Consider the following 24,821-nt stretch of genomic DNA (forward strand, 5'->3'; position numbering starts at 1 on the left):
GGACGCACGGTCCGGTTGCTTTCGTTTTCACAGCATCCGTTTTCGTTCGATCCAAGCGCTGCAACCTTAGAGGTTTACTCAAATGCGCGTGATCGTTCTTGGCGCCGGCCTGCTCGGCGTGACTTCGGCTTATTTCCTCCAGCAACTCGGCCACGAAGTGACCGTCATTGACCGGCAGGCCACACCAGCCGCCGAAACCAGCTTTGCCAACGGCGGCCAGATCTCGGTGAGCCATGCCGAGCCCTGGGCCAATCCGGGTGCACCGCTGAAGGTGCTGCAATGGCTCGGCAAGGAAGACGCCCCCCTGCTGTTCCGTCTGCGCCCAGACATGCGGCAATGGCTTTGGGGATTGCAGTTCCTGCGCGAATGCACGCCGGCACGCACCCGCCACAACATAGAGCAGATCGTTCGCCTGGGCACTTACAGCCGCGAAACGCTGCAACAACTGCGGCGGGATACAGGCATTGCCTATGACCAGCGCATGCAGGGCATCCTTCACTTCTATACGACGCAAAAGGAATTCGACGCCGCACTGGCGCCTGCCGAACAGATGCGCGCGCTGGGCTGCGACCGGCAGGTCATCTCGGCCGACGAGGCGGTGAAGCTCGAGCCCGCGCTGGCCCACATTCGCCCGCAATTGGCTGGCGCCACCTACACGGCCGAAGACGAATCCGGCGACGCGAACCGATTCGCACGCGAACTCGCCGCTCTCGCCCAGGCAGCGGGCGTTCGCTTCCTTATGAGCCATACCGTGACCGCCCTGCGCGAAGCCGGTGGCTCGATCGAGCACGCCGAAGTCACGGACGACGAGGGCAGATTCCAACGCATTCGCGGCGACGCGTTCGTGTTGGCGATGGGCTCCTTGAGCCCGCTCCTTGCCGCTCCGCTGGGCCTTCGTCTGCCGATCTATCCGGCAAAGGGCTACTCGGTCACGATGCCGGTGGTCGACGCAGCCAAGGCGTACCAGGTGTCGTTGACCGATGACGAATTCAAGCTCGTCTTCTCGCGCTACACCTCGGACACCGGCGATCGGATGCGGATCGCAGGCACCGCCGAACTCAATGGCTACGACCGCGACCTGAACCGCGTTCGCTGCGAAGCCATCGTTCGCCGCGTCCAGCAGCTGTTCCCGGGCGCCGGGGACCCTACGCAGGCGCAGTTCTGGACGGGCCTTCGCCCCGCCACGCCGAGCAATGTGCCCCTGGTCGGCGCGACGAAACTGCCGAATCTGTTCCTGAACACCGGCCACGGCACACTCGGCTGGACGCACGCTTGCGGTTCGGGCAAGTCGATCGCGCGGATCGTCAGCGGTCTCACACCGGAAGTGGATTTCAGCTTCACCGGCGCGATCGGACGCGGCGCGAAACGTCAGTCGTCGCTGGTGAAGACCGTCAACACGCCCGTGTAGCCATAGAGGTGATGGCGGGCGATCTCGCCTGCGGCGAAGAAGCCGACCAGCGGGACATCGCCCAGCGCGTGTCGCACGATCTGCAATTCGGCGCCGGGAGCGCCGAAATGCGGGCCACCTCGACCGGAGCAACTCACGTACACCGCACCGGCGATGCGGCGCGCGGGGTGCGGCGCGGCCTCGGCTTCGCCGGCGGCTACAGCGCGCGCCGTGGCCAAGGTCTGCTCCTCCGGCTCCAGTTCTTCGCGGATTTCGGCGCACACGCGCATCAGATCGGCTCGCGCCGCCTGCGCGTTGCGTCGGCAGAAGCTCACTCGCATGCCGGGCTCCGCCACGTCGGCAATCGCCACGCCGCGACGCGTCGGGTCCAGTCCGATGATGTGCCGCACACGAACGTCAGCGCCCAAGTCGCGCGTACGCCTTACGCCATCGCTGCCGGCCTCGGCCAAGCCCACCAGGGTGGCGCGCACCGCATCGACGGCATGCTCGGGCGCATCGAGCGAAACATTCAGGTCGTCGAGCAGCACGTCGAGGGCCGGCTCGCCATCGAGCTCGAGCAGCAGGTTGCCGTCCACGTGCGTGATTTCTCTTTCCTGCGACACAGGCTGGCAACCCTGCGTGACGCGCGACACCAGGCGCACGCCTTCGCCGAACACCACGCCCGACAAGCCGCCCGAGAAAACTCCGCCCACCGCACCGTGCCCGGGAATGTTGCCGTTGCCGCCGACCGCGAACTGCAAGGATCCTGCGCGCCCCGACGAGAGGCCACCGAACAGGTAGCCGGTATCGGTACGGTCAGCCATCTCGGCGATCAGTTCGGCGAGTTCCGGCGTACGCGGGTCGGCATGCACCAGCGCCATCTTCGCCGCGAAACCGCTCATCTCCGAACTCGCAAGCGGCGCCACGCCGGAGAACACACGGTACTGATCGGTCGGCAACTCGCACAGCATGACGCTGAGCGCCGGCTCGTCGAAGTATTCGGCGTTGTTCGCGGCGACGCCGACGCCGACGGTGCCGGACCAATCGGTGATCTCTGGCAGTTCGGCGCCCAGGTGATCGAGGATCTCCTGCGCATCGGCCGAGTAGTGATCGGTGATGTAGAGCAGGCCCAGCGTGGGTGCGCGCGCGTAGTCGGCCAGCGCCATCTGCGCACGCAGTTGGGCGAGCACGAGTCCGGCCGCCATGCGCCATTGCGGATGAGTGGCGTGCCCGGAAGGAAAGAGCTTCATGCGCTCGGCTTTCTGTGCGGGAAGGGAAGAAGGCGTCGTCAGTGTCCGCGCGCCCGCTTGCGCGCCGGAGTGGGCGATGTGCTGCTTCCGGCGGCACTGCGACCGCCGGCGGATTTTTTACTGGATGCGGCGGTAGCCGTCTTTCGTGGCGCTTTGCCCGATGCCGCCGGCGTCTTCTCGCCGTGCGCTTCGGTCAGCGGCGGCATCATCGGCATCTTGACCTGTGAAGCTTCGTGCAAGGCAGAGCTCGCGATCTGCTGGAACTGCTGCGTGAGTGCGCCCCACCATTGAAGCGGGTCGACCACGCCTGCCGCGCCCGCCGCGCCCTCGGGGCCGGCCGGGGCGCCAGTCTCTTTCGGTTCCACTTCCTCTTCAGCTTGCGGTTTCGCCTTCGAAGCCGCTGCGGCCGCGGGGGGCGGGGACTCGGTGCTGAACGCCGGCGTCGCGGCGGCCTGCCGGGTGAAGACGCTGGCGAGATCTTCCATTTGCACATTCATGCCGCGCAACGTGGAGAGGGTCATCTTCTGCACTTCGAGCGCCTGGATCGTCGCCTTGAGCGCATGGCCGTTTTGTTCGAGCCAGAACTGCACCGTCTTGAGTTCCTGGATCCGCTTTTCGACCTCCTCCACGCTGAGCGTGGGCGCCACCCAACTGGAGAGGCTCGGCATGCCCGGAACCGCGCTCGCGCTGGCCGCAGCGCCTCCGCTCGCCAGGTTCCGCAAGAAATCGAAGCCGGGAACGAACTGGCTGAAGGCAAAAGGCTTGCTTGCGTCGCTCATGAGGGGTCTCCGGAAGAGTGTTCTTGTGTGGGGCAGCTTACTCCAACGTCGCCGGCCTTTGGATCGCTCAGTGCTTGTGTTCGCCGCCCGCGGGCACCGCGGCGCCAGTGAGCACGGGCACGTTGATGTTCAGCGAAGTCTTCTGCCCCTTGGCATCTTCGAAGCGCAGCGTCAGAGGCACGTTGGTTCCGTTGGCCAGCGGCTGCTTCAGGTCAGTCAGCATCAGGTGATAGCCGCCCGGCTTGAGTTCGACGGTTTGGCGCGCCGGCAGGTCGAGCCCGCCCTCGACTGCGCGCATGCGCATGGTGTCGCCCTCCATCTTCATCTCGTGAACATCCGCCACGCCGGCGACCGGCGTCGAAGCCCCGACCAGTCGCGCGCCCGACGGCGCGCTGAGTTTCATGAAAGCGCCGGTGCCGCTCTGACCGGGCACCGATGCGCGAATCCACGCATCGCGCACATCGACCGCGGCAATGCCGGGCGCGAGCACGTCGAGCCGCGCCGCCGGGCTTTCGAGGCCGGCGGTGTCATTGCCGCTGGCCGGGATCTGCGCCCAGTCGGCGCTGCCGTTGTCGCAAGACTGCAGCACCTTGAACCACAACACGCCGGGCGTCGCGGGCAGCTTGCCGCGAACGACGAACTCGGCGCGCTCGTTGGCAGGAAGAGCCGACTGCGCGCTTTCGGCAGTCCAGCGCACTTCGCCGCCATTGTCACCCGCGGGCGGCGCTTCGAGCTTCCAGCCCTTGCGCGCCTGCGCATCGGAGAAGGCAAATCCCTTGGGCAGCCGCACGGCGACGCCGGTGGTGCTCTTCGCATCCTTGCATGCATGGCCGACACGGAAAGCAGCTTCGTAGTTGCTGCCGGCGGTCGCGCCGCCCGGCGGCAGCGTCACGTGGGCGAAGGCACCGCCGGCGCCAGTCAGCAGAATGCAGGCAGCGACGTGCTTGAGTTTGAATGCGGGGTTCATGGCAGATCCTTGGTGAAGAGTGGAGTCAGAGGTCGAAACGGAGTTCAGCGGTGTAGGTGCGCTGCGGGTACGGATGGAAATTCCAGTATTGGTAGTTGTTGGCGTTGTCGATGCCCAGGGCAGCGGACCAGCGTTTGTCGATCTGGTAGCGGGCTCGCAGGTCGACCGTGAAGTACCGGCTGGCGCCGAAGTAGGCGAAGCCGTTCACGTCGCTGTTGTCCAGGTTGGAATATTGGGTTCCGCTGTAGCGCGCGGCGGCGGTAAAGGCCCATTGCACATCAGGCTTGTACGTCGCGAAAACCGTCGAGCGCCAACGCGGCACGCGCGGTTGCCATTTGCCGACGCTCGCCGGATTGCCGGGGTTCGCCACGATCTTCGAATCGGCAAAAGTGAGGCTGGCGCCGACCTCGACGCCACGAACCAACACGTCCTGTCCCGTGTAGGCCAGCTCGAAGCCGGTGGTGCGCACCTTTTCGATGTTCTGAACGCGCGAGATCGTGGTGTTGGGGATCAGCTGGCTGTAGAGCGCGTCGTCTGTCGTCTCGTGGAAGAGCGTTGCACGTGCCAGGGCGTTGCCAAGGTCCTTCTCGGCCGACAGTTCGCTGGTCCATGATTTCTCGGGTTTCAGGAACGGGTCGTTGATGAAGGACAGTGCGCCGCCCGTCGTCGTTCCGTAGAGCTCGCCCACCGTTGGATACCGCACGGCGCGTCCGAGCGAAGCCTTCAGCACCGTGTCTTGCCTCCATTGGTAGGCGATCGCGGCCTTCGGTGAAAAGTCGGATTCGCCGCGATCCGGGTAGGCCAGAGTGTTGGTGGCCGTGGAGGTGAATCCATCCATGGCCTTCCAGTCCTCATAGCGCAATCCCAGCACCGCCTTCCACTTGGGCGCAAAGGACCAGGCGTCCTGCGCCCAGGCGCTCAGGGTCTGGGACCGCCCTCCCACATCGCTGACCAGGGAGGCTGGCGGGCCATCGAGCCAACTGCCGAGCACGTTGTTCTTGAGGATGCCGAGTTTGTAGGCGTCGCGGCCGACGCCGAAATCGACGATGTGGGCACCGCCCACGCCCTGCGGCCGCCAGGTGCCCTTGGCCGCGACCGTGTTCCAGCCGGTCCCGCCCTGGTCCTGCAACGTGCCGGCGCCACCAAAGTTCGCCAGTGGCGGCGCGATGGTCGGTGCGCGCTGTTGGTCGTTCGCGTAGTCGTAAAGGCTCGCGGCGACTTCCCAGTCCCATTCGCCCTGCGTGTTGCTCTTGACCGAAAGCCCGTGCATGGAGTGCGTCTGGTTGTCGTTCGTGAGCGGAAAGGCGGTGGGCCCCAGGCTGAAGCTGCGGCTCGCGATGTTCACGAGCCCGGTGTAGACCGGCTGGCCGCCCGAATTGCCGAGGTAGGTGGCGGGGCGACCCTCCGCGGTGTTCTGCCACCAGCCGACGGTGTAGGTTGCCCGTACCGTGGACGAAAAGTCGTACGCCAGCTTGATCTTGGCGTGGTCCTGGACGGTGTGGTACTGGGTGCCGGTGCCCAGGATGTACCAGGGCGTGTTGGTGGTGTTAAGGCCCAGCACGGCGCCGGTGACGGGCGTTCCGGCTCTGCCCGCCGTGCCCGAAGCCACCGTCGCGGTCGTGAAGGTCAGTGGCTGCCCCTGGCTGTCGGTGCGGCTGACGTCAATCCACCATGACCAGTCGCCGCTGCGACTGCCCAGGGAGGCGCTGGTCTGCCAGCTGTTGAAAGTCTGGTGCGTGTTGTAGAGATCAAAGGGCTGCGACGAATAGCCTGCCTTGACGTGCGCCTCCAGCTGGGTCGGCATGCGGGTGACGTAGTCGACCACCGCGCCCGCCGAGTTGCCCGGGTAGGCTGCCGAAAACGGGCCGTACATCACATCGACGCGCTCGATCTCCTCCGGCGTGACGAGCCCCCATCGGGGCGCGTAATTCGTTCCGTTGGCTATGCCGTTGCCCAGGTAATTCGACAGCAGGATGCCGTCGGCATACACGGCCGAGCGCGCGCTGTTGCCGGTGCCCGAGGCGCGGGTCGACAAGATGGCGTGGTTGTAATCGCCGATATAGCGCTTGCGCACCAGCAGGCTTGGCATGTACTTGAGCGCGTCCTCGCTGTCGGTGGCGTTGATGCGCGTCTGGATTTCTTCGCGCGTGATGCCTTCGATCGTGGTCGGGATCTGCGTGGGCAGCGAGCTCGGTTGGCCACCGGTCACCGTCACCACGCCGAGCGACTTGACCCGCTCGGGCGCGTCGTCGGCAGCCTGTGCCCACGCGCCCGCCCACGGAAATGCCGCGCTCATGGCGAGCGACAGCACGGTTTTGTTGTTCATCGAAAAGTGCTCCTCGGCGCCCTCCTGGCGCCGGTGAATTGCGGGAAGCCGGCTCGGGCGCACCACCAGAAGTGGCGCCCGGGCGTGGCAAGGCCGAATTACTTCAGAGGAGACTTGGAGGACCGCGCGCCGGCATCGGCGCCGCGGTCGCCGCGGCGATGCGCGCGGCAGGGATGGCTTGGACGGCATGCGCCAGCGGGTGGATCGCTGGCAGCACGACAGCTGGCGTGGGCGGAGGGGCGCCTGCTATGACGCACAGCGGGCAGTCCATGTGCGCGCCGCCCACTTCCTGCAGGCCATGGTCCGTCTGCACGACCACCTTGACCGCGCCGGCGCTGGAGCAGAGCAGCTCCATCGCCTGGGGATGAACCACCGGCGAGGCGATCGCCACGCCGAGCGACAGCGCAAACCAGATCAGCACGAAGCTGATCAGGCGGTGGGCGCGGCGCAGTGGGGACATCGAAAGGGATTATCAATCAACCCTCGCCATCTCCCCCCGGCTTGTGGACAATGAACGATTCGACACAAAAGTCACATGTCCATCTTTCATCTCGCCTTTCACGTCCGCGACCTCGACGTAGCGCGGGGCTTCTATGGCGGCGTACTCGGATGCGCCGAAGGACGGAGCACCGACACGTGGGTCGATTTCGATTTCTTCGGCCATCAAATCTCGCTGCACCTCGGCGAGCCATTCGCCACCTCGCGCACAGGCCGCGTCGGCGACGTGATGGTGCCAATGCCTCACTTCGGCATCGTGCTCGAACTGCCCGCCTGGCGCGCACTGGCTGCACGCCTCGAATCCGCCGGGACCGACTTCGTCCTGAAACCCCAGGTTCGCTTTGAAGGCCAGCCCGGCGAGCAATGGACGATGTTCTTCTGCGATCCCTTCGGCAATCCGATCGAGGCCAAGGGCTTCCGGTCGCTGGATACCGTCTACGACACATGACGCCGCGCTCCGCAAGCGCTGCCGCGTCGACCTTGCTACGGGTCGCGGGAGTGCTGGCCGGCCTTCTTCTGTTTGGCCCGGGCGCGGCCTACGCTGCCCAGGATTGCGATCTCAACGGCGCCGCCGTCAATCCCGCGGACGGCAACAGCACTGCCGGCAAGACCGGCTTGATGCGCTGCAGGGACCCCGACAGCCGCGAGCTGGTTCGCGAGCAAGAGGTTCGGGGCGGCACCTTCACGGGCCGCGTGCGCCTCTACGAAAACGGAAAGCTGGCGAAGGAATACTCGGTGAACGCCAGCGGCAACATGGACGGACGCGCCCGAGAGTTTTCACCGAACGGACAGGTCGTGAGGGACGCCACTTACGACGACGGCCGCGAGACGGGCCTCGTGCGCAGCTTCTATCCTTCCGGACAGCTGCGCAAAGCGACCTACTTCGCGGATGCCGCAGGCGAACGCGCATCGGTCGAGTTCACCGATCGGGGCCAGCTGTCGGCCCTGCGCTGTGGCGACAAGCCGGTGCTCGCGCCCGTTGCCGACGACGCGCGACTCTGCGGCTTCGGAAGCGGGCCGTCGCGTGTCGACCTGTTCGATGCCAAGGGAATACTGCGCTCCCGTGTGTCCTATCTGGCGGGCAAGCGCGTGCGAAGCGAAGACTTCTATGACAACGGCAAGCCCTCGGCAACCGACGAATTCCTGCCCAACCAGCGGACCGAGCGACGCTTTTCGTCCGAAGGCATCAAGCGCCGCGAAGTGGTCTCCCTGCTGAGCGAACGTGGCCCGATCAAGCAGCGCGAACAGGAGTTCTCAGAAAAAGGCACGCTGGTGCGCGACCAACGCTGGAACGCGGCCGGTGACCCGACCAGCGACGAAAGCTTCTACCTGAACGGCCAGCCGCGGAGCAAGGCGGTTTATGGCGCCGACGGCGACGCACGGCTGATCGAAATCACCGAATTCCACGACAACGGACAGCGCGCTGCCGTCGGGCGTTACGTGGCGATCGACCGCTTCCGGCAGATCCCCGTCGGAACGCATCAGCGCTTCAGCGAAAACGGCACGCTCATCGCTGAGTCGGTCTACGACGACAAGGGGCGCGTCACCCGCGAACGCGTGTGGGACGCTCTTGGCAAGCTCGAACGGGACGACGAAGTCTTCGAGGACGGCTCGCGCAAGGCGTTTGCCCGGCCCTGAGCAGCCTCGCAGCCTCAATCGAGCTTGATGCCCGCGGCCTTGATGATGGGGCCCCAGCGCTGCGACTCCGCCCGCGACAGCGCAAAGAACTGCTGAGGGGTGCCGGGCATTGCCTCCATGCCGAAGTCGTTGAAGCGCTTTTGCACCTCAGGCGCCGTGAACGCGCGATTCAGATCGGTGTTGAGCCGCGTCACTACCGCTGGCTGCATACCTGCCGGGCCGAGGATCCCCTGGAACGCGAACACCTCCGCATTGGGCACGCCGACTTCCGCGAGCGTAGGCACGTTCGGCAGCAGCTTCGAGCGAGCGCCGGAGCCGATGGCCAGCACGCGCACCTTTTTGCTTTGCATGATGGACAGGCCGGACGCCAGATCGAGGAACATGCACGGCACCTGACCGCCCATGACGTCCGCCATGGCGGGCGCCGCCCCGCGGTATGGGATGTGCGTGATGAATGTGCCTGTGCGGTTCTTGAACAGCTCCATCGCCAGGTGATGCGGCGAACCGTTGCCTGGCGACGCATAGTTGACCTTGCCCGGATTGGCCTTCACATAGGCGAGGAACTCCTTGAAATCCTTCGCCGGGAAGTTCGGGTTGACCACCAGTGCCAGCGGAAACTTGCCGATCGCGCCGATGTACGTGAAGTCCTTGGACGGGTTGAAAGGCAGCTTGGTGAAGAGATGCTCGTTGAAGGCCAGCACAGCGTTGTCGGCCGACAGGATGGTGTAGCCGTCGGGCTTGGCCCTCGCGACCAATTCGGCGCCGATGTTGGTCGACGCGCCCGGACGGTTGTCGATGACGATCTGCTGGCCCAGCGTCTGGCGCATCGCCTCTGCGAGCGTGCGCGCGATCACGTCCGTTCCGCCGCCGGCGGGATACGGCACCACCCACTTGATCAGCTGGTCCGGATAGGTCTGGGCTCGCGCCCAAGGTGCGGCGGCTGCCGCGGCGCCAGCGGCGAGGGTGGTGAGCAGGGTTCTGCGATCCATCGAATAAGTCTCCTGGTTTTTCTGAAGCGTTGACGTGAATTCAGGTGGGCCCCGCGGACAGCGACGGCGCTGGCAGATCGCGCAGCGCTTGCGCCAACGCGGCCCGACAACGCGCCTCATCGCCGATCTGCTCGAACAGCAGCAGCGCGAGCCGCGCGAGGAAAAGCGATTCTCGCTCGGCGCCAGCCTCGGTGATGGCGCGAGCACATTCGGCATAGACGCGATCACGCGCCTCGAGCGACAAGGCAGTCATGCGTGCTCCGTTTCGGCGAGCGCCGACGCGCGCTCCAGGGCATGCCGCAGCGCACCCGAAGGGACTCGGCGCCACCGCGCGGCGACGTGCCCGTCCGGCCGCAAGAGATAGACGGCGCCCTCTTCCGCACCCAGGGCAGCGAACACCGATGCATCGGCGCTTCCCGGCGGGAGCTCGCAGATCACCACCGGCAGCGGCGTCGCTTGGGCGGCCGCGATTTCGGCTGTGAGCGTGGCGTCCGTGCGCGTCATGTTAAGGACGAGCACCATGAAAGCCGGCCGTAGCCAGTCGGTGAGGTGAAGGTCCAGTGCAAGCGGTTGATCGGGCATGGCGTCGCCTGGTTGCGGGCCCGGCATCGATGCATCGTCATCGCTCGAAAGCGCCGAGTTCTCGTACTGCACCGCCTGCGTCTGGCGCGGGTTGATCAGGTTTGCGATCTCGCGGTGCGCGCCTGACAAAGACAGCGCCGCCTCGCGCAGCAAATCGAAACCTCGTGTCGGCGGCGACATGAATTCGGTGCTGCGCATCGCGCTTTCAGCGTTGATATGAAAAGCGGCAACGCGCTCCTGCGAATAACTGTCGAGCAGCGCCGCGCTCGACACGCCGCGCGCCACCAGCGCCAGCTTCCAGGCGAGGTTGTCCGCATCATCGAAGCCCGAGTTCAGGCCGCGCACCCCGAAGATCGGCATCGCATGCGCAGCATTGCCGGCGAACAGCACGCGGCCGTGGCGGTAGCTCTCCAGGGTCATCGCGCCGGCACGGTAGACAGACGTCCAGACCGTCTTCCATGGCAGGTGACCTTCGCCGATTGCATCGAGGTGACGCTGCACGAATTCGTGCACCGCAGACGGCTGGAGCGCTTCCTCGGTGCTTTGCCCGGCGCGCAGTTGATAGTCGATGCGCCAGATGTCGTCCGGCTGCCGATGCATCAGCACCGTCGAGCCGGGGTTCCACGGCGGATCGAACCATGCGCGCCGCTCCGTCGGATGTTCGCTGTGCAGTTCGATGTCGATGATCACGTAGCGGCCTTCGTAAGCCGTGCCTTCGAGGTTGAGCCCGAGCGACTTTCGCACGAAGCTCTGGCCACCGTCGCAGCCGACCAGCCACTGGGCGTTCAATGCATAGGCGCCTTGCTCATTGCGTGCCGACAGCGAGACGCCATCGGCATCCTCGACAAACCCCGTGAGTTCGGTGCCCCAGCGGATGTCGATGATCCCCGGCGTCGACTCGTTGCGGCGATTGATCTCGTCCAGCAGGTACTGCTCGATGTAGTACTGCTCGAGATTGATCATCGGCGGCAGCTTCTGCCTGGCGTCGTTCGGCATTTCGAAGCGGAACACCTCGTCCGTCTTGTAGAAGCTGCGACCGCCGGTCCACGGCAAACCCTTGGCCAGAAACGAAGGGAGCGCGCCGAGGCGTTCGACGATCTCCAGGCTCCGGCGCGAAATACATGCCGCCCGGCTGCCGACGCAAACGGTGTCGTCGGCCTCCAGGATCACGCTTCGGACGCCATGGTTCGCCAGGCCAAGCGCGAGCGACATGCCGACGGGGCCCCCTCCGGCAATCACCACCGGATGGCGAGCGGGCTCCTGTCCGTTTACCAACGATGGAAGGCGTGGTTCGTGGCGCGTGTAGTGAAACGCGCCGACGGATGGCGGCAGATCGGCCGCCTGCGGAGGCAGCGGTCCGGTTGCAGCATCGCCTGCACGCGCGGAGGGATGGGGCACGACAGCGGTAGTCATGCGAAGGGATTGTCCGGATGCACGAGAGCCGTCGTTGTCGTAACTTCGTACGAAGTGCAAACCCTTCCCCCACGATGAGACGCTGGCCAGTCAAAGGCGAAGATCGGCCGATCGCGGCGTCGGTCGTGAGCAACGTGCTCGCCGGCGTCGGCACGTCGCACTTGGCCGCCAGCTATCTGGCGGCGATGCACGCCGTGCTGCCGGTGACCTTCTGCACCGTCTTTGCAGTCGACTCGGCGGGCCGCATCGAAACCGTCTCGGCCGCCAGCTCCTACGGCAACACTGCCGAACGCACCGCCGAGCGCTATGTGGCGCAGCGCTTCGACCTGCTCGACGCCAACATGGCATGGCTGGCCGCCCGAAAGCTGCCGAAGCGGGCGCAGTTATGGCTGGGCCACCAGCGTGCGGAAGAAGTGGCCGACCCTGCCTATCGCGCGGCTTGCTACGGGGACGTTGGAATTCGCGAGCGTGCGTCGGTGCTGCTTCTCCTGCCTTCAGGGCAGCGCGCCGCCGTGAGCTTTTACAGGAGCCTCGCACAGCCGGATTTCAGCCCGGAGGACTTCCACCTGCTGGAAGCGCATGCAATGCTCTTGGCAGATGCAACAGCAGCGCACGGCCGCAGTGCGGTCGTCGCCAGGGAAGCGGCCGAGCCAACGCTCGCCTCGCGCTTGCCGGGGTTGAGCCTTCGCGAGCGCGAGGTGATCGGTCATCTGCTGGCCGGCAAGACGGCCAAGGAAGCGGCGCGAGAAATGAGCATCGAGCTCACGACCGCGAGAACACATCAGTACCGAGCGTTTCGAAGGTTGGGCGTTGCAAACATGAAGGAGTTGCTGCGTAGCCGCGCATGACGCGGGCTGGGGGCTGTCATCAGCCCCCGCCCGGCGCCACCACTTCCTGATCGATCGCCCCAAAGACCGACTGGCCGTCCTGCGCCTTCATCTCGATCCTGATCGTGTCGCCGTACTTCATGAACTCGGTCGAAGGCTGGCCGTCCTGAATCGTTTCGATGCAGCGCTTCTCGGCGATGCAGCTGTAGCCCTTCGGCCATTCCATCCGGCCACCCTTCTCGACGCCCTTGTTGCTCACGGTCCCGCTGCCGACGATGCTCCCGGCGCGCACGTTTCGCGTCTTGGCAATGTGCGCGACGAGTTGGCCGAAATGAAAGGTCATTTCCTCGCCCGCATCGCACATGCCGACCTTCCGGCCATTCCAGGTGCTTTGCAGCGCAAGGTGTACGCGGCCGCCCTGCCAGGCGTTGCCGAGTTCGTCGGTGGTGACCGCCACGGGACTGAAAGCCGTCGATGGCTTGCTCTGGAAAAACCCGAACCCCTTGGCAAGCTCGGCCGGAATCAGGTTGCGCAGGCTCACATCGTTCGCAAGCATGACCAGCCGGATCCCATCGAGCGCCTGCGCGGGTGTCGCGCCCATCCTGACGTCGCCGGTAACGACCGCAACCTCGGCCTCGAAGTCGATGCCGAAAGCCTCGCTGGAAACCACGATCGGATCGCACGGACCGATGAAATCGTCGCTGCCGCCCTGATACATCAGTGGGTCGACGTAGAAGCTCTCGGGGACCTCGGCGTTGCGGGCCTTGCGCACGAGTTCGACATGGTTGATGTAGGCGGAGCCATCGGCCCATTGATAGGCGCGCGGCAGCGGCGCCATGCACTGAGTCGGGTCAAACGGAAAAGCATGACGCGCACGGCCGCCGTTGAGCGCGTCGTAGAGATCCTGCAACTGCGGGCTGATGAAGCTCCAATCGTCCAGCACCTGCTGCATGCGGCTGGCGATGCCGGTGGCGTAATGCGCGGTGGCGAGATCGCGCGAAACGACGACGAGCTGCCCGTCGCGCGAACCGTCTTTGAGAGTGGCGAGTTTCATGGTGGCGGCCGATGCCGGCGCGGCATCGCTACTAAACTGATTGACCGGGCGGCAGTGTACCGAGATGAACCTCGCGGCCGGCACCGGGTCCACCTCCCATGCCGACGTTCACTCTCCCCGCCATGCCCGAAGCACCCCGTCCGCCCTGGCGCGTGCTGGCGTTGCTCACCGCCGCGGTGGTGATCGTCCACCTGATGCTGCTGGGGCTCGCCCCATCGGGCATGGGAGCACCCCCGACGACGCTGACCGAAAGATTCATCACCCGGACGATCGTTGTCGCACCTCCGCCCATCTCTGAGTCTGAGCCCGCCGCCGCACCAGAACCGGCAACGCCTGCCGCGGAAAACAAGCCCGCGCGTCCCCGCCCCCGCGTTCGGCCACGTCCAGCGACACCTTCGCCAACACCCGCATCCGAAGCGGCGATCCCGACCCAGCCGCAGCCCCTGCCGCAGTGGCAGGAAATCGCCCCGCCAACCAACACCTCGCCGGAGGCTACTGATATGTCGCCCGGGACCGGCAACGAAGCTGGCTCAGGAACGAACGGCGACCAAGGCGCCGCCAAGCCCGACAGCGAAGCGTCGCAAGCCAACATGCCCGGCTCGGTACCGCTGCGCATTCCAGGCTCCGTTCGCCTCGCCTTTGCCGCCACCGCGCAGCAGGGCTCGACGCCCATGCAAGGCGTGTTCGGCGATCTCGTCTGGCTGCAAGATGGCGAGCACTACGATGCCAAGCTGTCGCTCACATTTCTGTTCAAGACTTTTCGCAGCCTGCACAGCAATGGCGTCATCGGCCCGACAGGAATCGAGCCGCTTCGCTTTGCCGACAAGCGCAAGACCGAGGTCGCTTCGCATTTCGTTCGAGACCAGAAGACCGTGGTCTTCAGCAACAACGCGCCCAGCGTGCCGTTGTTGGCGGGCGCGCAAGACCGGCTCAGCGTCGTGATGCAGTTGGGCGCCTTGATGGCCGGCGACCCGGGGCGCTATCCGCCGGGCTCAGTCGTCGCCGTGCAGACGGTCGGGCCCTCCGACGCCGAAATCTGGACCTTCAACGTCTCAGGCGAAGAGCGCGTGACGGTGCCGGCAGGCGAATTCTCGGTTCGAAGGCTCACCCGCAATCCGCGCCAGCCGTTCGATGACAAGGTCGAACTCTGGCTTGCACCGGACATGGGCTATCTGCCGGTGAGGATCAAGCAGACGCAGGCAAACCAGGATTTCGCGGATCTCCAGTTGCGCGAACAGGTCCCCTTGCGCACATCGAACTAGCACCACACCCATCTTGACGATTGCCGGCCGGCCGACTTCGGGGACACTGCGGGGCATTCAAGCAAAGATGCACCGCACCATGACCGAACCCCGCACCGATTTGGCCAAGATCACGCTCAACGTTCTGAGCATCGCCCTGCTCATCGGTTCTTCGCTCTGGGTGCTGCGGCCGTTCCTGGGCGCGACGATCTGGGCCGCGATGGTGGTGGTGGCGACATGGCCGGCGCTGCTGTGGTTCGAAGCCCGGCTTTGGCGGCGCCGCAGCCTCGCGGTGCTCGTGATGGTGCTGATTCTGTTGCTCTTGTTCGTGTTGCCGCTGACGATGGCGATCTCGACCATTGCCGCCAATGCGAACGAGGTCACGGCATGGGTCAGGTCGCTCATCAGCCAGGGGCCGCCGCAGGTGCCGGATTGGCTGGGCCGGCTGCCTTTCATCGGACCGCGCTTGACGACGGCGTGGAACGCGCAGGTCGCATCAGGCGTGGCGGGGCTGGAAGCCGAAATCGCGCCTTACGCCAAGCAAGTCACCGGATGGGTGTTTGCCCAGGCGGGCGTCGTTGGCGCGCTGACGCTGCAGTTCCTGCTGACAGTCGTCATCGCCGGGCTGATGTACGCGCAGGGCGAGGCTGCGGCGGCGACCGTGCGCCTGTTCGGCCGGAGACTTGGCGGTCAGCGTGGCGAAGACGCCGTGATCCTCGCCGGTCAGGCGATCCGCGGTGTCGCGCTGGGCGTGGGCGTGACGGCCATCGTGCAGGCGGTGATGGGCGGAATCGGCCTGGCGATCGCCGGCGTGCCCTTTTCGGCGCTGCTCACGGCGGTGATGTTCATGTTCTGCATCGTCCAGATCGGCCCCACGCTGGTGCTGGCGCCGGCAGTGGTCTGGATCTTCTGGAGCGGCTCGACAGGATGGGGGATTTTTCTGCTCATCTGGACCCTGATCGTGGGCACGATGGACAACTTCCTGCGTCCGTGGCTGATCAAGCGCGGCGCCGATCTTCCGCTGTTGCTGATTTTCGCGGGCGTGATCGGCGGGCTGTTCGGCTTCGGGCTGGTCGGCATCTTCGTCGGACCGGTCATGCTGGCGGTCTCGTACACCCTGCTGGAAGCCTGGCTGGCCGATCCCGATCTCACGACCGTCGAGGCAAAGAGCTGATCCGGACACAAAACGATACAGGCAGGCTCCTACAGCGCACGAAGGATATTGAAACTGGCGCGTTGATTGCTATCTAACGACTATGAATGCCATCGACATCCTCACAGGACCCGAAATGCAAATGCTCTACGACTCCGACTCCTTCGTCGTCGTGCACGTGCAGCCGACCGAAGGAGAAGCGCCACTGGCGCCTCATCTGCCAGTTCTGGCGCGCCACGGCTTCGAGATCGTCGACAAACGCTCGGGCAAGGAGGTGTACCTCGACGGCTCATGGGCCGAACTCTTCCAACAGCAGATCGCCGCGTGGCAACTCAATACACCCACGCAGGAAGAAGTCGAGGACACCCTGGAGGGGTACGCCGAGTTGGCGCACACTCCTGTGCTCGTCCACTGATCACCCAGAGCGCTTCGGCGCTCTTTTTTTGCCATGCTCCTTCGACGCGCTTTCACGCAGACGTTCGTCGCACCAATCAGCGCAATCATTGGCGCCGCTCTCCTGGCCGGCTGCGCCGCGGGAACGACGGCCGCCGACGCTCCTGTCTCCCGCCGCGTCGCAAAGCTCCTGCCCGTCGACGCCTTGCTGCTCGGCGAGCAGCACGATGCCCCCGAACACCATGTCCTGGAGCGCCAAACCGTCGAAGCACTCGCCGCCGATGGCCGGCTGGCGGCGCTGGCCCTCGAAATGGCCGACGCAGGCAACAGCACCGGCCATCTTGGCGCCGATGCGATCGAAGCCCAGGTACAGACCGCATTGAGCTGGAACGACAACGCCTGGCCCTGGAGCGACTACGGTCCCATTGTGATGGCCGCAGTGCGTGCAGGCGTGCCCGTGATCGGCGCCAATCTGCCGCGCGAGCACATGAAGGATGCGATGAAGGACGTTTCGCTCGACGCCCAACTCGCCGATGGCGCCCAGTCGGCCCAACGCGAGGCGGTACGAAGCGGCCACTGCAACTTGCTGCCCGAGTCGCAAATCGTCCCGATGACGCGCATCCAGATCGCGCGCGACCGGTCGATGGCGCAGGCGATCGTCAAGGCGCGTGTGCCCGGCAAGACGGTGCTGCTCGTGAGCGGCGCCGGGCATGCGGACAAGATGCTGGGGGTTCCGCAGCACTTGCCGACCGACATCTCAGTGAAAGTGGTGCAGATGCAGGCAGGCGCTCCGCATGCTGACGCTGACGTGTACGACGTCGCATGGTCGACGCCTGCCCTTCCTGAAAAAGACTACTGCGCCGAGCTGCGAACGGAGCGCCGCCAGCCCGGCTGATCACGCTTCGTCAGGCGTGATGTGTGACGTGCGTCAGGCGTGCTTTTTGATCGCGTCCGACAGCGTGTTGACCAAGCTGTCGATGTGCGACTTCTCGACGATGTAAGGCGGCGCGATCACCAGAACATCGCCAGCGGGCCGCACCAGCGCGCCGTTGTGGAAGCACTCCAGGAAGATGTCATAGGCACGCTTGCCCGGCAGGCCCGCAATCGGCGCGAGTTCGACGGCCGCTGCCAGGCCGAGGCTGCGAATGCCGATGACGTTGGGCAGCCCCTTGAAAGCGCTGTGGAACGCATCGCCCAACACCTTGCCCATCTCGCCGGCGCGAGCGAAAAGCTGTTCTTTCTGGAACAGCTCCAACGTCGCGATGGCCGCCGCGCAAGCCACCGGATGGCCCGAATAGGTGTAGCCATGGAAGAACTCCACCACGTGCTCGGGCGCTGAAGTGTTCATCATCGCGTCGTAGAGCTTGTCGCGGCAGATCACGCCGCCCAGCGGAATCACGCCATTGGTCACGCACTTCGCGAAGTTCAGCATGTCGGGCACGACGCCGAAATAGTCCGACGCGAAGTTGGTGCCCATGCGCCCGAAGCCGGTAATGACCTCATCGAAGATCAACAGAATGCCGTGCTTGTCGCAGATCTCGCGCAGTTTCTGCAGGTAGCCCTTGGGCGGCAGGTACCAGCCGGCCGAACCCGCCACCGGCTCCACGATGATCGCCGCCACGTTGCTGGGATCGTGCAGCGGCAGGATGCGCTGCTCCAGTTCGGCCAGTGCATCTTCGGCCCAGACGGGCTCCTGGTTGTGGATGTAAGCATGATTGACCGGGTCGTGGATGAAGCGCATGTGGTCCACGCGCGGCAGGAATGCCGAGCCGAACACCTTGCGATTGCCCGGAATGCCACCCACCGACATGCCGCCGAAGCCAACCCCGTGGTAGCCCTTTTCGCGGCCGATGAAGACATTGCGGTGGCCTTCGCCGCGCGCGCGGTGATAGGCCAGCGCCACCTTCAGCGAAGTGTCAGCCGCTTCGCTGCCTGAATTGCAGAACAGCACCTTGTTGAGATCGCCCGGCGCCATGGCGGCAATCATCTCGGCGGCCTTGAAAGCCTTGTCGTTGCTGACCTGGAAAGCCGTCGCGTAGTCGAGCGTGTCGAGCTGCGTCTTGATCGCCTCGTTGATCGGCTTGCGGTTGTGGCCCGCGCCCACGCACCAGAGTGAGGAGATGCCGTCGATCACCTTGCGCCCGTCGTGCGTGGTGAACTCCATCCCGTCGGCCGCCACGAAGACGCGCGGGTCCTTCTTGAAGTGACGATTCGGGGTGAAGGGCAACCACTGGTTGTCCATGTTGAAGTCGCTATAGGCCATGAATCGCTCCTGAGGGGTCGTTCTTGCTTGAAAAGGTTCATTTTGGCACCGGCTGCGCCCCCCGTGCGCCCTGCGACAATGGCCGGCCTTATGAATCCCGCGTACATCCTTACCCTTTCCTGCCCCGATCGCACCGGCATCGTTCATGCCGTTTCCGGATTCCTGCTCGAACGCGGCGGCAACATCGAAGAAGCAGCCCAGTACAACGACCGCGGCACCGGCCTGTTCTTCATGCGCGTGCGCTTCGCATGCGACCAGGGCGAAGCGGCCCTTTGCGAGCAAATCGGCGAACTGGCGGCGAAGTTCGGAATGCGCTGGAAGCTCCATGCCGCTGCCGAACCCATGAAGACGGTCATCATGGTCAGCAAGGAAGGCCACTGTTTGAACGACCTGCTCTTCCGCTGGAAGAGCGGCCTGCTCTCCATCGACGTGCGCGCAATCGTCTCGAACCACCGCGACTTCTACCAGCTGGCCGCGAGCTACAACGTGCCCTTTCACCACATTCCGGTGACTGCCGCGACCAAGGCGCAGGGAGAGGCAAAGCAGCTCGAGATCATCGAAGCCGAAGGCGCCGATCTCGTGGTGCTGGCGCGATACATGCAAATCCTGAGCAACGACCTGTGCGTCAAGCTCGCCGGTCGCGCCATCAACATCCATCACTCCTTCCTCCCCAGCTTCAAGGGCGCGAAGCCCTACTACCAGGCGCATGACCGCGGCGTGAAGCTGATCGGCGCCACCGCGCACTACGTGACGGCCGATCTCGATGAAGGCCCGATCATCGAGCAGGACGTCGAGCGCGCCGACCATACCGACACGGTCGAAGACCTCACCGCACGCGGTCGCGACACCGAAAGCCAGGTTCTGGCGCGGGCCGTGAAGTGGCACAGCGAGCATCGGGTCCTGCTGAACGGGCACCGCACCGTGGTCTTCCGCTGAGACGGAGACAATGGCGCGATGAACACAGCGTCCACCGAACCGCGAAAAGTCTCGCTTCCCCGCAGAGAACTTCAGGCCAAGGTGGTCGGCGCGCTCAGGGAGAAGCTGCCGTCGCACGCCATCCTCTCGAACGACGAGGACACTGTCCCGTATGAATGCGATGGGCTCACGGCCTACCGCCAGCGCCCGCTGGTCGTTGCGCTGCCCGAGAACGAAGACCAGGTGCAGGCCGTGCTCAGAACCTGCCATGCGCTCGGCGTCCCGGTGGTGGCGCGCGGCGCGGGCACGGGCCTTTCCGGCGGTGCGATGCCGGACGCCCTCGGCGTGACGCTCTCGCTCGCCAAGTTCAATCGCATCCTCAAGATCGATCCCGTCAGCCGCACGGCCGTGGTGCAGTGCGGCGTGCGCAATCTCGCGATCAGTGAGGCGGCGGCGCCTTTCGGCCTCTACTACGCGCCGGATCCCTCGAGCCAGATCGCATGCACCATCGGCGGCAACGTGGCCGAGAACTCCGGCGGCGTGCACTGCCTGAAGTACGGCCTGACACTGCACAACGTGCTGCGCGTGCGCGGCTTCACGGCCGAAGGCGAGCCGATCGAGTTCGGCAGCGAGGCGCTCGACTGCGCCGGGCTCGACCTGCTGGCGCTTGTGATCGGCAGCGAAGGCATGCTCGCGGTGACCACCGAAGTGACCGTCAAACTCGTGCCCAAGCCCCAGTTGGCGCGCTGCATCATGGCCAGCTTCGATGATGTTCGTAAAGCCGGCGATGCGGTCGCTGCCGTCATTGCTGCCGGCATCATTCCGGCGGGCCTGGAGATGATGGACAAGCCGATGACTGCCGCGGTCGAAGACTTCGTGCATGCGGGCTACGACCTCGACGCCGCCGCGATCCTGCTGTGTGAATCCGACGGCACGGCCGAAGAGGTCGAAGAGGAAATCGGCCGAATGACGGACGTGCTGCGCGGCTGCGGTGCCACTGCCATCGCGTGCAGCGAGAACGAAGAGGAACGACTCAGGTTCTGGAGCGGCCGCAAGAACGCGTTTCCGGCATCGGGCCGCATCAGCCCCGACTACATGTGCCTGGATTCGACGATCCCGCGCAAACGGCTGGCCGACATCCTGCTGGCCATCCAGGAAATGGAAAAGAAATACAACCTGCGCTGTTGCAACGTCTTCCACGCGGGCGATGGCAACCTGCATCCGCTGGTGCTGTTCGACGCGAACGATCCGGACGAACTTCACCGCTGCGAGCTCTTCGGCGCCGACATTCTCGAAACCAGCGTTGCAATGGGCGGCACGGTGTCGGGCGAACACGGCGTCGGGGTCGAGAAGCTCAACAGCATGTGCGTGCAATTCACGGCGGCCGAGAACGAGCAGATGTTCGGCGTCAAGCGCGCCTTCGATCCGGCCGGCACGCTCAATCCAGGCAAGGTGATTCCGACGCTGCAGCGCTGCGCCGAATACGGCAAGCAGGTGTTCCGCGCCGGCAAGCCACAGCCTTTCGCCGACCTTCCGCGGTTTTGAGATGAATGGCTTGCGCGGCATGGCCTGGCTGCTGGTGTTCCAGTCGGCGGGCGAAGTTTTGTCGCGGGGCTTGTCCTTGCCTCTCCCGGGGCCAGTGCTCGGAATGATGCTGATGCTCGTCGGCCTGCGCTTTGCGGTGGTGCGCGAACCAGTGGCCGAATGCGCCACCTTTCTGCTGAGTCATCTTTCGCTGCTTTTCGTTCCGGTCGGCGTGGGCGTGATGACACATCTTGCGCTGCTCAACGAATACGGCGGCCGCATGCTCGTCGTCATCGCGTTGTCGACCTGGATCGGACTCGGCGTGACGGCAATGGTGCTGTACTGGCCGGATCGCAAACACGAGGCCTGAACATGCCCCGCTTCGTCGAACTCTGGATCTATCTTTCCGCCACGCCGCTCTTCGGCCTTACGGCCACACTGGTCGTGTATCTGCTCGCGAACGCGGCATACACACGGCTTGGCGCCGTACCCTGGGCCAACCCGGTGCTGTGGTCGGTGGTCGTGCTGGCGAGTGGGTTGCTCCTCACGCGCGTCGACTACCAGACCTACTTCGCGGGCGCGCAGTTCATTCACTTCCTGCTCGGCCCCGCGGTGGTGGCGCTGGCATGGCCGCTTTGGCAGCGGCGCGCCGAGTTGCGCGCGCGATTCGGCCGGCTGGTGCTGGCGTCCTTGCTGGGTGGCGCGGCGGCTGGCGGCTCTGCGGTCGCATTGGGGTGGGCGATGGGATTGCCGCACGACGTGGTGTTGTCGCTCGCGCCCAAGTCGGTCACTGCGCCGGTGGCGATGGGGATCTCAGAAAAGATCGGCGGCATTCCGGCACTCTCGGCCGTGTTCGCGGTGCTGACCGGCATGGTCGGAGCGCTGTCGGGCAAATACCTCTTCGATGTGCTTCGGATTCGCACCAGTGCTGAAGGCTATGCCGCGCGCGGGTTCGGACTCGGCACCGCCGCGCACGGCATCGGCGCCGCGAGGGCGCTGCACGTCAATGCGGATGCCGGCGCGTATGCCGGCCTTGCCCTCGGCATGCAGGTGGTTCTGGCGGCGCTGCTGATGCCATTGGTCTTTCGGCTCTTCTGATCTCCTGATCTTCTGCGCCGGCGCACAAAAAAGCCGGCCCATGCATTTCGCATGACCGGCATGAGGGTGGCGCGAAAGCGCGTGGGTTACAGCGCGAGCGAGTTGCCGCGCGCAGCGGCGCGTGCTTCGGCACGAACGGCGTCGCGATTGACGGCGCTGGCGAGGATCGGCGCCACACCGGCCGTTGCGCCTTCAGCGTACGGGTTCGCGCTGTGCGCAGCAGCCACGCCTTGGTCGCGCACTGCCGAGCGGGGGGTGGTGCTCGCTACAAGCGTCTGGACGCCGGACTCGGCGCCGTCGGAGTAGGGGTCGGCACGGTGCGCTGCGGTCACGGCTTCGGCTTGGATTGTGGCGCGGCTGTTTGCCGACACCAGGGGCTGTACGCCTTCGTACGTTTCTGCCTGGGCACCGGCGGCGGCCAGGAGGCTGAGGGCTGCTGCGGCGATGATCTTCGAGGTCTTCATTTCGGTTCCTTTTGACTGTGAGGATGGTTTCGAACCGGTCTTGGGTGGGGCGCCGTCCCTGGAGGGCGGCCACCTCTCTCGGGCCCTGTTCACTCAGAACTGCTTGCTGCTGCTGTCCTGTGGAGTGAATTCTGCGCTCGAATTCTTAGTAGAAACCCTAGCACTCCTGCACAAGTCTGTTGCCGAAGCCGAAACAGTCAAATGGCGAGAGCGGGAGCTCACTTCGCGCTCCAGGGCGCCGCGCCTTAGGCGGCGCCCTTCAGGAGCTCAGCTGCGAGACGCATTGTTCGGCCGGCGGTCGTAGCGGTTCGGCACGCCATCATGGTCGTTGTCCCACCCGCCAGCCTGGTATTCCCAGCGGCCGCCGTGCTCGTGCCATTGAGGCGCGCGGTAGGCGTAGCCTGGCCGGGCGCGCATCCAGTTTCCGCCTTGCCAGACATAGCGCCCGTGGTTCCATTCATAGTGGCCCGGTGCCCAGACATAGCCGGGGCGGGGTGGCGGAACGTGCTCACGACGCGGCGCGGGCGGCGGACCCACGCGCACCGAAACCACGGCCTGCGCCTGTGCGGCTGTCGGCACAACCATCGCGCCGAGCGACAGAAGTGATGCGGCACCCATCGCAAAAGTGACAGCGAGTTTTTTCATGAGGATTCCTTTGAGTTGCTGGAGACTTCATCCTCCATGCCCCATGTGAATCCTTCGTAAGCGCCCGGCGAAGTCTTGTGTAAACCTGTTTCGGCCGATCCTGCGGCGACATCTCTATTTCTGCAGCGCGCGCAAGTCGATAGCGTCAGCCATCGCCGCATGGCCCGCAACGCCGGGATGCAAGTGATCGCCCAGGTCGTACACGGGCTTCAGCGACTGGGGATCGGCAGGATCGCGCAGTGCCGCATCGAAATCGACGACGCCATCGACGCCCTGCTGGCCGCGGATCCAACGGTTCACGGCCTGCCGGCGGAGCTCTTTTTCCGCAGTCCAGTAGGGCGACCCCTTGAAAGGCAGCAGCGTGCCCAGCAGCACCTTGACGCCCCAGGCGCGCGACTCGTCGATCAACCGCTGCAAGCCCGCGGTGATCTGATCGATTTCCGGAGGGCCCAGCCGTCCGCTCGAGCCCTGCGGCAAGGTCAAGCCGATGTCGTTGATGCCGATCAGGATGATCACGTGCGTCACGCCGCTTTGCTCCAGCACATCGCGCCGGAAGCGATCGATGCCTTTGGGTCCGGCGCCGTCGCTGAGTAGGCGATTGCCCGATATGCCCTCGTTGAGCACCGAGAACTGCCCTGCACTGCCAGGCCTTCCGCGCAAGCGCAACGCGAGGCGCTCGGGGTAGCGCAGCATGCGCCCGTCGCCTTCGATGCCCGCACCTTCGGTGATCGAATCGCCGAACGCGACCACGACACGCGCTGCCCTCGGCCCGAGGACATCCAGGCCCGTCACGATGTGGTTCCAGTCGGTACGCGCGGCATCCGGCAAAGTGGCCTCGCGGACCCTGTTGCCCGGCGAGACCCAGGTCGCACCCGGCGTCAGGTGATGCACCGTCGCGAAAGGCACCGGCGCATCGACGTAGAAGCTGACCGATACGGTCTGGTTCGCGACGGCAAACGAAGCGGCGTCGCTCCAGGCTTCCGCGCCGGGCGCGATGGTGATGTCTGCATGGCCGCCGAATTGCAGACTTTGCAGTGAAGCAGGAGACACCGCGTGTCCGCCCGTGTTCCGCGCCACATTGGCCGACGCGATATGAAGCGGCTTCTTGCCGAAGCGATTCGAGAAACGAACGCGCACACGGCGTCCGCCCAGGGTCGGTTGGAGTTCCTGCCGCAAGGTCTGGTTTTCAAGCAGCGGCGGAGGCGACGTCGGCGCTGCAACCCACGGAAGCGGCTGCGCGTAGTCCTGCGGTGCCGCCGCCCAACTGCCTGCCCAGCGAACCTCATCGTGCGACTGCGCCGTCTGCGCCGTCTGCGCGAGCGCTGGCGGATGGGCCAGCGCCACGCCCAGCATCAGAGCGCCAAAGAGTCGTGCAACCAGGTTCATGCGCAAAGCAGCGCAGTTTACGGAATCCT

The 24,821-nt window shown here is 65.3% G+C and carries 25 protein-coding genes; 12 read left to right on the forward strand and 13 right to left on the reverse strand.

What is annotated here, in order from left to right; translation table 11 throughout:
• The first annotated feature begins 82 nt into the window (after nt 1-82).
• Complete coding sequence (locus tag AC1DEK_RS10325) at nt 83-1,408, forward strand: D-amino acid dehydrogenase (protein ID WP_478125122.1); 1,326 nt, start codon at nt 83-85, stop codon at nt 1,406-1,408.
• On the opposite strand, the gene AC1DEK_RS10330 is transcribed toward AC1DEK_RS10325, so the two are convergent.
• The 5 genes from AC1DEK_RS10330 to AC1DEK_RS10350 form a co-directional block, all read right to left on the reverse strand.
• Complete coding sequence (locus AC1DEK_RS10330) at nt 1,369-2,637, reverse strand: FIST signal transduction protein (protein ID WP_478125123.1); 1,269 nt, start codon at nt 2,635-2,637, stop codon at nt 1,369-1,371. The two genes, AC1DEK_RS10325 and AC1DEK_RS10330, sit on opposite strands and share 40 nt — an antisense overlap.
• A 38-nt stretch (nt 2,638-2,675) precedes the next feature.
• Entirely contained in the window at nt 2,676-3,416 is a 741-nt protein-coding gene (locus AC1DEK_RS10335; RefSeq protein ID WP_478125124.1) for a PhaM family polyhydroxyalkanoate granule multifunctional regulatory protein, read from the reverse strand.
• 67 nt (nt 3,417-3,483) lie between these two features.
• Nucleotides 3,484-4,383 carry a copper chaperone PCu(A)C domain-containing protein gene (locus AC1DEK_RS10340; protein WP_478125125.1) on the reverse strand — a complete coding sequence of 300 codons (900 nt, stop codon included), beginning with the start codon at nt 4,381-4,383 and terminating at the stop codon, nt 3,484-3,486.
• Nucleotides 4,384-4,408: 25 nt separating this feature from the next.
• Nucleotides 4,409-6,709, reverse strand: a complete 2,301-nt coding sequence (locus tag AC1DEK_RS10345; RefSeq protein WP_478125126.1) for a TonB-dependent receptor — start codon at nt 6,707-6,709, stop codon at nt 4,409-4,411.
• A gap of 103 nt (nt 6,710-6,812) precedes the next feature.
• The gene (locus tag AC1DEK_RS10350) at nt 6,813-7,169 is read right to left on the reverse strand and encodes a DUF2946 family protein (RefSeq protein ID WP_478125127.1); all 357 of its coding nucleotides are present in this window, start codon (nt 7,167-7,169) and stop codon (nt 6,813-6,815) included.
• Between the two features lie 75 nt (nt 7,170-7,244).
• Here AC1DEK_RS10350 and AC1DEK_RS10355 point away from each other — a divergent pair, with 75 nt between their 5' ends.
• Together AC1DEK_RS10355 and AC1DEK_RS10360 are read left to right on the forward strand one after the other, a co-directional pair.
• On the forward strand, nt 7,245-7,655 hold the full coding sequence (locus AC1DEK_RS10355; protein WP_478125128.1) for a VOC family protein: 411 nt from the start codon (nt 7,245-7,247) through the stop codon (nt 7,653-7,655).
• Nucleotides 7,652-8,845 carry a toxin-antitoxin system YwqK family antitoxin gene (locus AC1DEK_RS10360; protein WP_478125129.1) on the forward strand — a complete coding sequence of 398 codons (1,194 nt, stop codon included), beginning with the start codon at nt 7,652-7,654 and terminating at the stop codon, nt 8,843-8,845. The genes AC1DEK_RS10355 and AC1DEK_RS10360 overlap by 4 nt, the downstream gene beginning before the upstream one ends.
• A 14-nt stretch (nt 8,846-8,859) precedes the next feature.
• On the opposite strand, the gene AC1DEK_RS10365 is transcribed toward AC1DEK_RS10360, so the two are convergent.
• Genes AC1DEK_RS10365 through AC1DEK_RS10375 form a run of 3 tightly spaced genes read right to left on the reverse strand, consistent with a single transcriptional unit; the run spans nt 8,860 to nt 11,829 of the window.
• Complete coding sequence (locus AC1DEK_RS10365; protein ID WP_478125130.1) at nt 8,860-9,834, reverse strand: Bug family tripartite tricarboxylate transporter substrate binding protein; 975 nt, start codon at nt 9,832-9,834, stop codon at nt 8,860-8,862.
• 40 nt (nt 9,835-9,874) lie between these two features.
• Nucleotides 9,875-10,087: a hypothetical protein gene (locus tag AC1DEK_RS10370; protein WP_478125131.1), complete on the reverse strand. Its 213-nt coding sequence runs from the start codon at nt 10,085-10,087 to the stop codon at nt 9,875-9,877.
• The gene (locus AC1DEK_RS10375; RefSeq protein WP_478125132.1) at nt 10,084-11,829 is read right to left on the reverse strand and encodes an FAD-dependent monooxygenase; all 1,746 of its coding nucleotides are present in this window, start codon (nt 11,827-11,829) and stop codon (nt 10,084-10,086) included. Before AC1DEK_RS10375 ends, AC1DEK_RS10370 begins: the two co-directional genes overlap by 4 nt.
• A gap of 74 nt (nt 11,830-11,903) precedes the next feature.
• Here AC1DEK_RS10375 and AC1DEK_RS10380 point away from each other — a divergent pair, with 74 nt between their 5' ends.
• Entirely contained in the window at nt 11,904-12,677 is a 774-nt protein-coding gene (locus tag AC1DEK_RS10380; RefSeq protein ID WP_478125133.1) for a response regulator transcription factor, read from the forward strand.
• 19 nt (nt 12,678-12,696) lie between these two features.
• Here the strand turns inward: AC1DEK_RS10380 and AC1DEK_RS10385 are convergent, their stop codons facing one another.
• Nucleotides 12,697-13,710: a fumarylacetoacetate hydrolase family protein gene (locus AC1DEK_RS10385; protein WP_478125134.1), complete on the reverse strand. Its 1,014-nt coding sequence runs from the start codon at nt 13,708-13,710 to the stop codon at nt 12,697-12,699.
• Nucleotides 13,711-13,808: 98 nt separating this feature from the next.
• Between AC1DEK_RS10385 and AC1DEK_RS10390 the strand changes: the two genes are divergently transcribed.
• From AC1DEK_RS10390 to AC1DEK_RS10405, 4 genes are all read left to right on the forward strand, one after another.
• On the forward strand, nt 13,809-14,972 hold the full coding sequence (locus tag AC1DEK_RS10390; protein WP_478125135.1) for a DUF3108 domain-containing protein: 1,164 nt from the start codon (nt 13,809-13,811) through the stop codon (nt 14,970-14,972).
• Nucleotides 14,973-15,051: 79 nt separating this feature from the next.
• Nucleotides 15,052-16,125 carry an AI-2E family transporter YdiK gene (ydiK, locus tag AC1DEK_RS10395; RefSeq protein WP_478125136.1) on the forward strand — a complete coding sequence of 358 codons (1,074 nt, stop codon included), beginning with the start codon at nt 15,052-15,054 and terminating at the stop codon, nt 16,123-16,125.
• A 115-nt stretch (nt 16,126-16,240) separates the two neighbouring features.
• Nucleotides 16,241-16,519, forward strand: a complete 279-nt coding sequence (locus AC1DEK_RS10400; RefSeq protein ID WP_478125137.1) for a BTH_I0359 family protein — start codon at nt 16,241-16,243, stop codon at nt 16,517-16,519.
• Between the two features lie 33 nt (nt 16,520-16,552).
• Complete coding sequence (locus tag AC1DEK_RS10405; RefSeq protein WP_478125138.1) at nt 16,553-17,392, forward strand: ChaN family lipoprotein; 840 nt, start codon at nt 16,553-16,555, stop codon at nt 17,390-17,392.
• Between the two features lie 33 nt (nt 17,393-17,425).
• Here AC1DEK_RS10405 and aptA read toward each other — a convergent pair whose 3' ends face one another.
• On the reverse strand, nt 17,426-18,760 hold the full coding sequence (gene aptA, locus AC1DEK_RS10410) for an omega-aminotransferase AptA (RefSeq protein WP_478125139.1): 1,335 nt from the start codon (nt 18,758-18,760) through the stop codon (nt 17,426-17,428).
• A gap of 90 nt (nt 18,761-18,850) precedes the next feature.
• On the opposite strand from aptA, the gene purU reads away from it, so the two are divergent.
• Genes purU through AC1DEK_RS10430 form a run of 4 tightly spaced genes read left to right on the forward strand, consistent with a single transcriptional unit; the run spans nt 18,851 to nt 22,297 of the window.
• Nucleotides 18,851-19,696 carry a formyltetrahydrofolate deformylase gene (purU, locus tag AC1DEK_RS10415; protein ID WP_478125140.1) on the forward strand — a complete coding sequence of 282 codons (846 nt, stop codon included), beginning with the start codon at nt 18,851-18,853 and terminating at the stop codon, nt 19,694-19,696.
• 18 nt (nt 19,697-19,714) lie between these two features.
• The gene (locus AC1DEK_RS10420; protein WP_478125141.1) at nt 19,715-21,220 is read left to right on the forward strand and encodes an FAD-linked oxidase C-terminal domain-containing protein; all 1,506 of its coding nucleotides are present in this window, start codon (nt 19,715-19,717) and stop codon (nt 21,218-21,220) included.
• 1 nt (nt 21,221) lies between these two features.
• The gene (locus AC1DEK_RS10425; protein ID WP_478125142.1) at nt 21,222-21,569 is read left to right on the forward strand and encodes a CidA/LrgA family protein; all 348 of its coding nucleotides are present in this window, start codon (nt 21,222-21,224) and stop codon (nt 21,567-21,569) included.
• A 2-nt stretch (nt 21,570-21,571) separates the two neighbouring features.
• A complete protein-coding gene (locus tag AC1DEK_RS10430; RefSeq protein ID WP_478125143.1) occupies nt 21,572-22,297 on the forward strand; it encodes an LrgB family protein in 726 nt (241 codons plus the stop codon).
• Nucleotides 22,298-22,383: 86 nt separating this feature from the next.
• On the opposite strand, the gene AC1DEK_RS10435 is transcribed toward AC1DEK_RS10430, so the two are convergent.
• The 3 genes from AC1DEK_RS10435 to AC1DEK_RS10445 form a co-directional block, all read right to left on the reverse strand.
• Entirely contained in the window at nt 22,384-22,761 is a 378-nt protein-coding gene (locus AC1DEK_RS10435) for a helicase SNF2 (protein ID WP_478125144.1), read from the reverse strand.
• A gap of 267 nt (nt 22,762-23,028) precedes the next feature.
• Nucleotides 23,029-23,406 (reverse strand): YXWGXW repeat-containing protein, encoded by a 378-nt coding sequence (locus tag AC1DEK_RS10440; RefSeq protein WP_478125145.1) that lies wholly within the window; start codon nt 23,404-23,406, stop codon nt 23,029-23,031.
• Between the two features lie 114 nt (nt 23,407-23,520).
• Entirely contained in the window at nt 23,521-24,792 is a 1,272-nt protein-coding gene (locus AC1DEK_RS10445; RefSeq protein WP_478125146.1) for an SGNH/GDSL hydrolase family protein, read from the reverse strand.
• Between the last annotated feature and the right edge of the window lie 29 nt (nt 24,793-24,821).

The organism is Variovorax sp. 10N420 (assembly GCF_056394705.1).

Coding starts and splice junctions, on each gene's coding strand:
- AC1DEK_RS10420 (WP_478125141.1), top strand. CDS start 19,715: ATGAACACAGCGTCCACCGAACCGCGAAAAGTCTCGCTTCCCCGCAGA.
- AC1DEK_RS10355 (WP_478125128.1), top strand. CDS start 7,245: ATGTCCATCTTTCATCTCGCCTTTCACGTCCGCGACCTCGACGTAGCG.
- aptA (WP_478125139.1), bottom strand. CDS start 18,760: ATGGCCTATAGCGACTTCAACATGGACAACCAGTGGTTGCCCTTCACC.
- AC1DEK_RS10375 (WP_478125132.1), bottom strand. CDS start 11,829: ATGACTACCGCTGTCGTGCCCCATCCCTCCGCGCGTGCAGGCGATGCT.
- purU (WP_478125140.1), top strand. CDS start 18,851: ATGAATCCCGCGTACATCCTTACCCTTTCCTGCCCCGATCGCACCGGC.
- AC1DEK_RS10390 (WP_478125135.1), top strand. CDS start 13,809: ATGCCGACGTTCACTCTCCCCGCCATGCCCGAAGCACCCCGTCCGCCC.
- ydiK (WP_478125136.1), top strand. CDS start 15,052: ATGACCGAACCCCGCACCGATTTGGCCAAGATCACGCTCAACGTTCTG.
- AC1DEK_RS10360 (WP_478125129.1), top strand. CDS start 7,652: ATGACGCCGCGCTCCGCAAGCGCTGCCGCGTCGACCTTGCTACGGGTC.
- AC1DEK_RS10370 (WP_478125131.1), bottom strand. CDS start 10,087: ATGACTGCCTTGTCGCTCGAGGCGCGTGATCGCGTCTATGCCGAATGT.
- AC1DEK_RS10340 (WP_478125125.1), bottom strand. CDS start 4,383: ATGAACCCCGCATTCAAACTCAAGCACGTCGCTGCCTGCATTCTGCTG.
- AC1DEK_RS10385 (WP_478125134.1), bottom strand. CDS start 13,710: ATGAAACTCGCCACTCTCAAAGACGGTTCGCGCGACGGGCAGCTCGTC.
- AC1DEK_RS10380 (WP_478125133.1), top strand. CDS start 11,904: ATGAGACGCTGGCCAGTCAAAGGCGAAGATCGGCCGATCGCGGCGTCG.
- AC1DEK_RS10405 (WP_478125138.1), top strand. CDS start 16,553: ATGCTCCTTCGACGCGCTTTCACGCAGACGTTCGTCGCACCAATCAGC.
- AC1DEK_RS10400 (WP_478125137.1), top strand. CDS start 16,241: ATGCAAATGCTCTACGACTCCGACTCCTTCGTCGTCGTGCACGTGCAG.
- AC1DEK_RS10325 (WP_478125122.1), top strand. CDS start 83: ATGCGCGTGATCGTTCTTGGCGCCGGCCTGCTCGGCGTGACTTCGGCT.
- AC1DEK_RS10330 (WP_478125123.1), bottom strand. CDS start 2,637: ATGAAGCTCTTTCCTTCCGGGCACGCCACTCATCCGCAATGGCGCATG.
- AC1DEK_RS10445 (WP_478125146.1), bottom strand. CDS start 24,792: ATGAACCTGGTTGCACGACTCTTTGGCGCTCTGATGCTGGGCGTGGCG.
- AC1DEK_RS10345 (WP_478125126.1), bottom strand. CDS start 6,709: ATGAACAACAAAACCGTGCTGTCGCTCGCCATGAGCGCGGCATTTCCG.
- AC1DEK_RS10430 (WP_478125143.1), top strand. CDS start 21,572: ATGCCCCGCTTCGTCGAACTCTGGATCTATCTTTCCGCCACGCCGCTC.
- AC1DEK_RS10425 (WP_478125142.1), top strand. CDS start 21,222: ATGAATGGCTTGCGCGGCATGGCCTGGCTGCTGGTGTTCCAGTCGGCG.
- AC1DEK_RS10365 (WP_478125130.1), bottom strand. CDS start 9,834: ATGGATCGCAGAACCCTGCTCACCACCCTCGCCGCTGGCGCCGCGGCA.
- AC1DEK_RS10435 (WP_478125144.1), bottom strand. CDS start 22,761: ATGAAGACCTCGAAGATCATCGCCGCAGCAGCCCTCAGCCTCCTGGCC.
- AC1DEK_RS10440 (WP_478125145.1), bottom strand. CDS start 23,406: ATGAAAAAACTCGCTGTCACTTTTGCGATGGGTGCCGCATCACTTCTG.
- AC1DEK_RS10350 (WP_478125127.1), bottom strand. CDS start 7,169: ATGTCCCCACTGCGCCGCGCCCACCGCCTGATCAGCTTCGTGCTGATC.
- AC1DEK_RS10335 (WP_478125124.1), bottom strand. CDS start 3,416: ATGAGCGACGCAAGCAAGCCTTTTGCCTTCAGCCAGTTCGTTCCCGGC.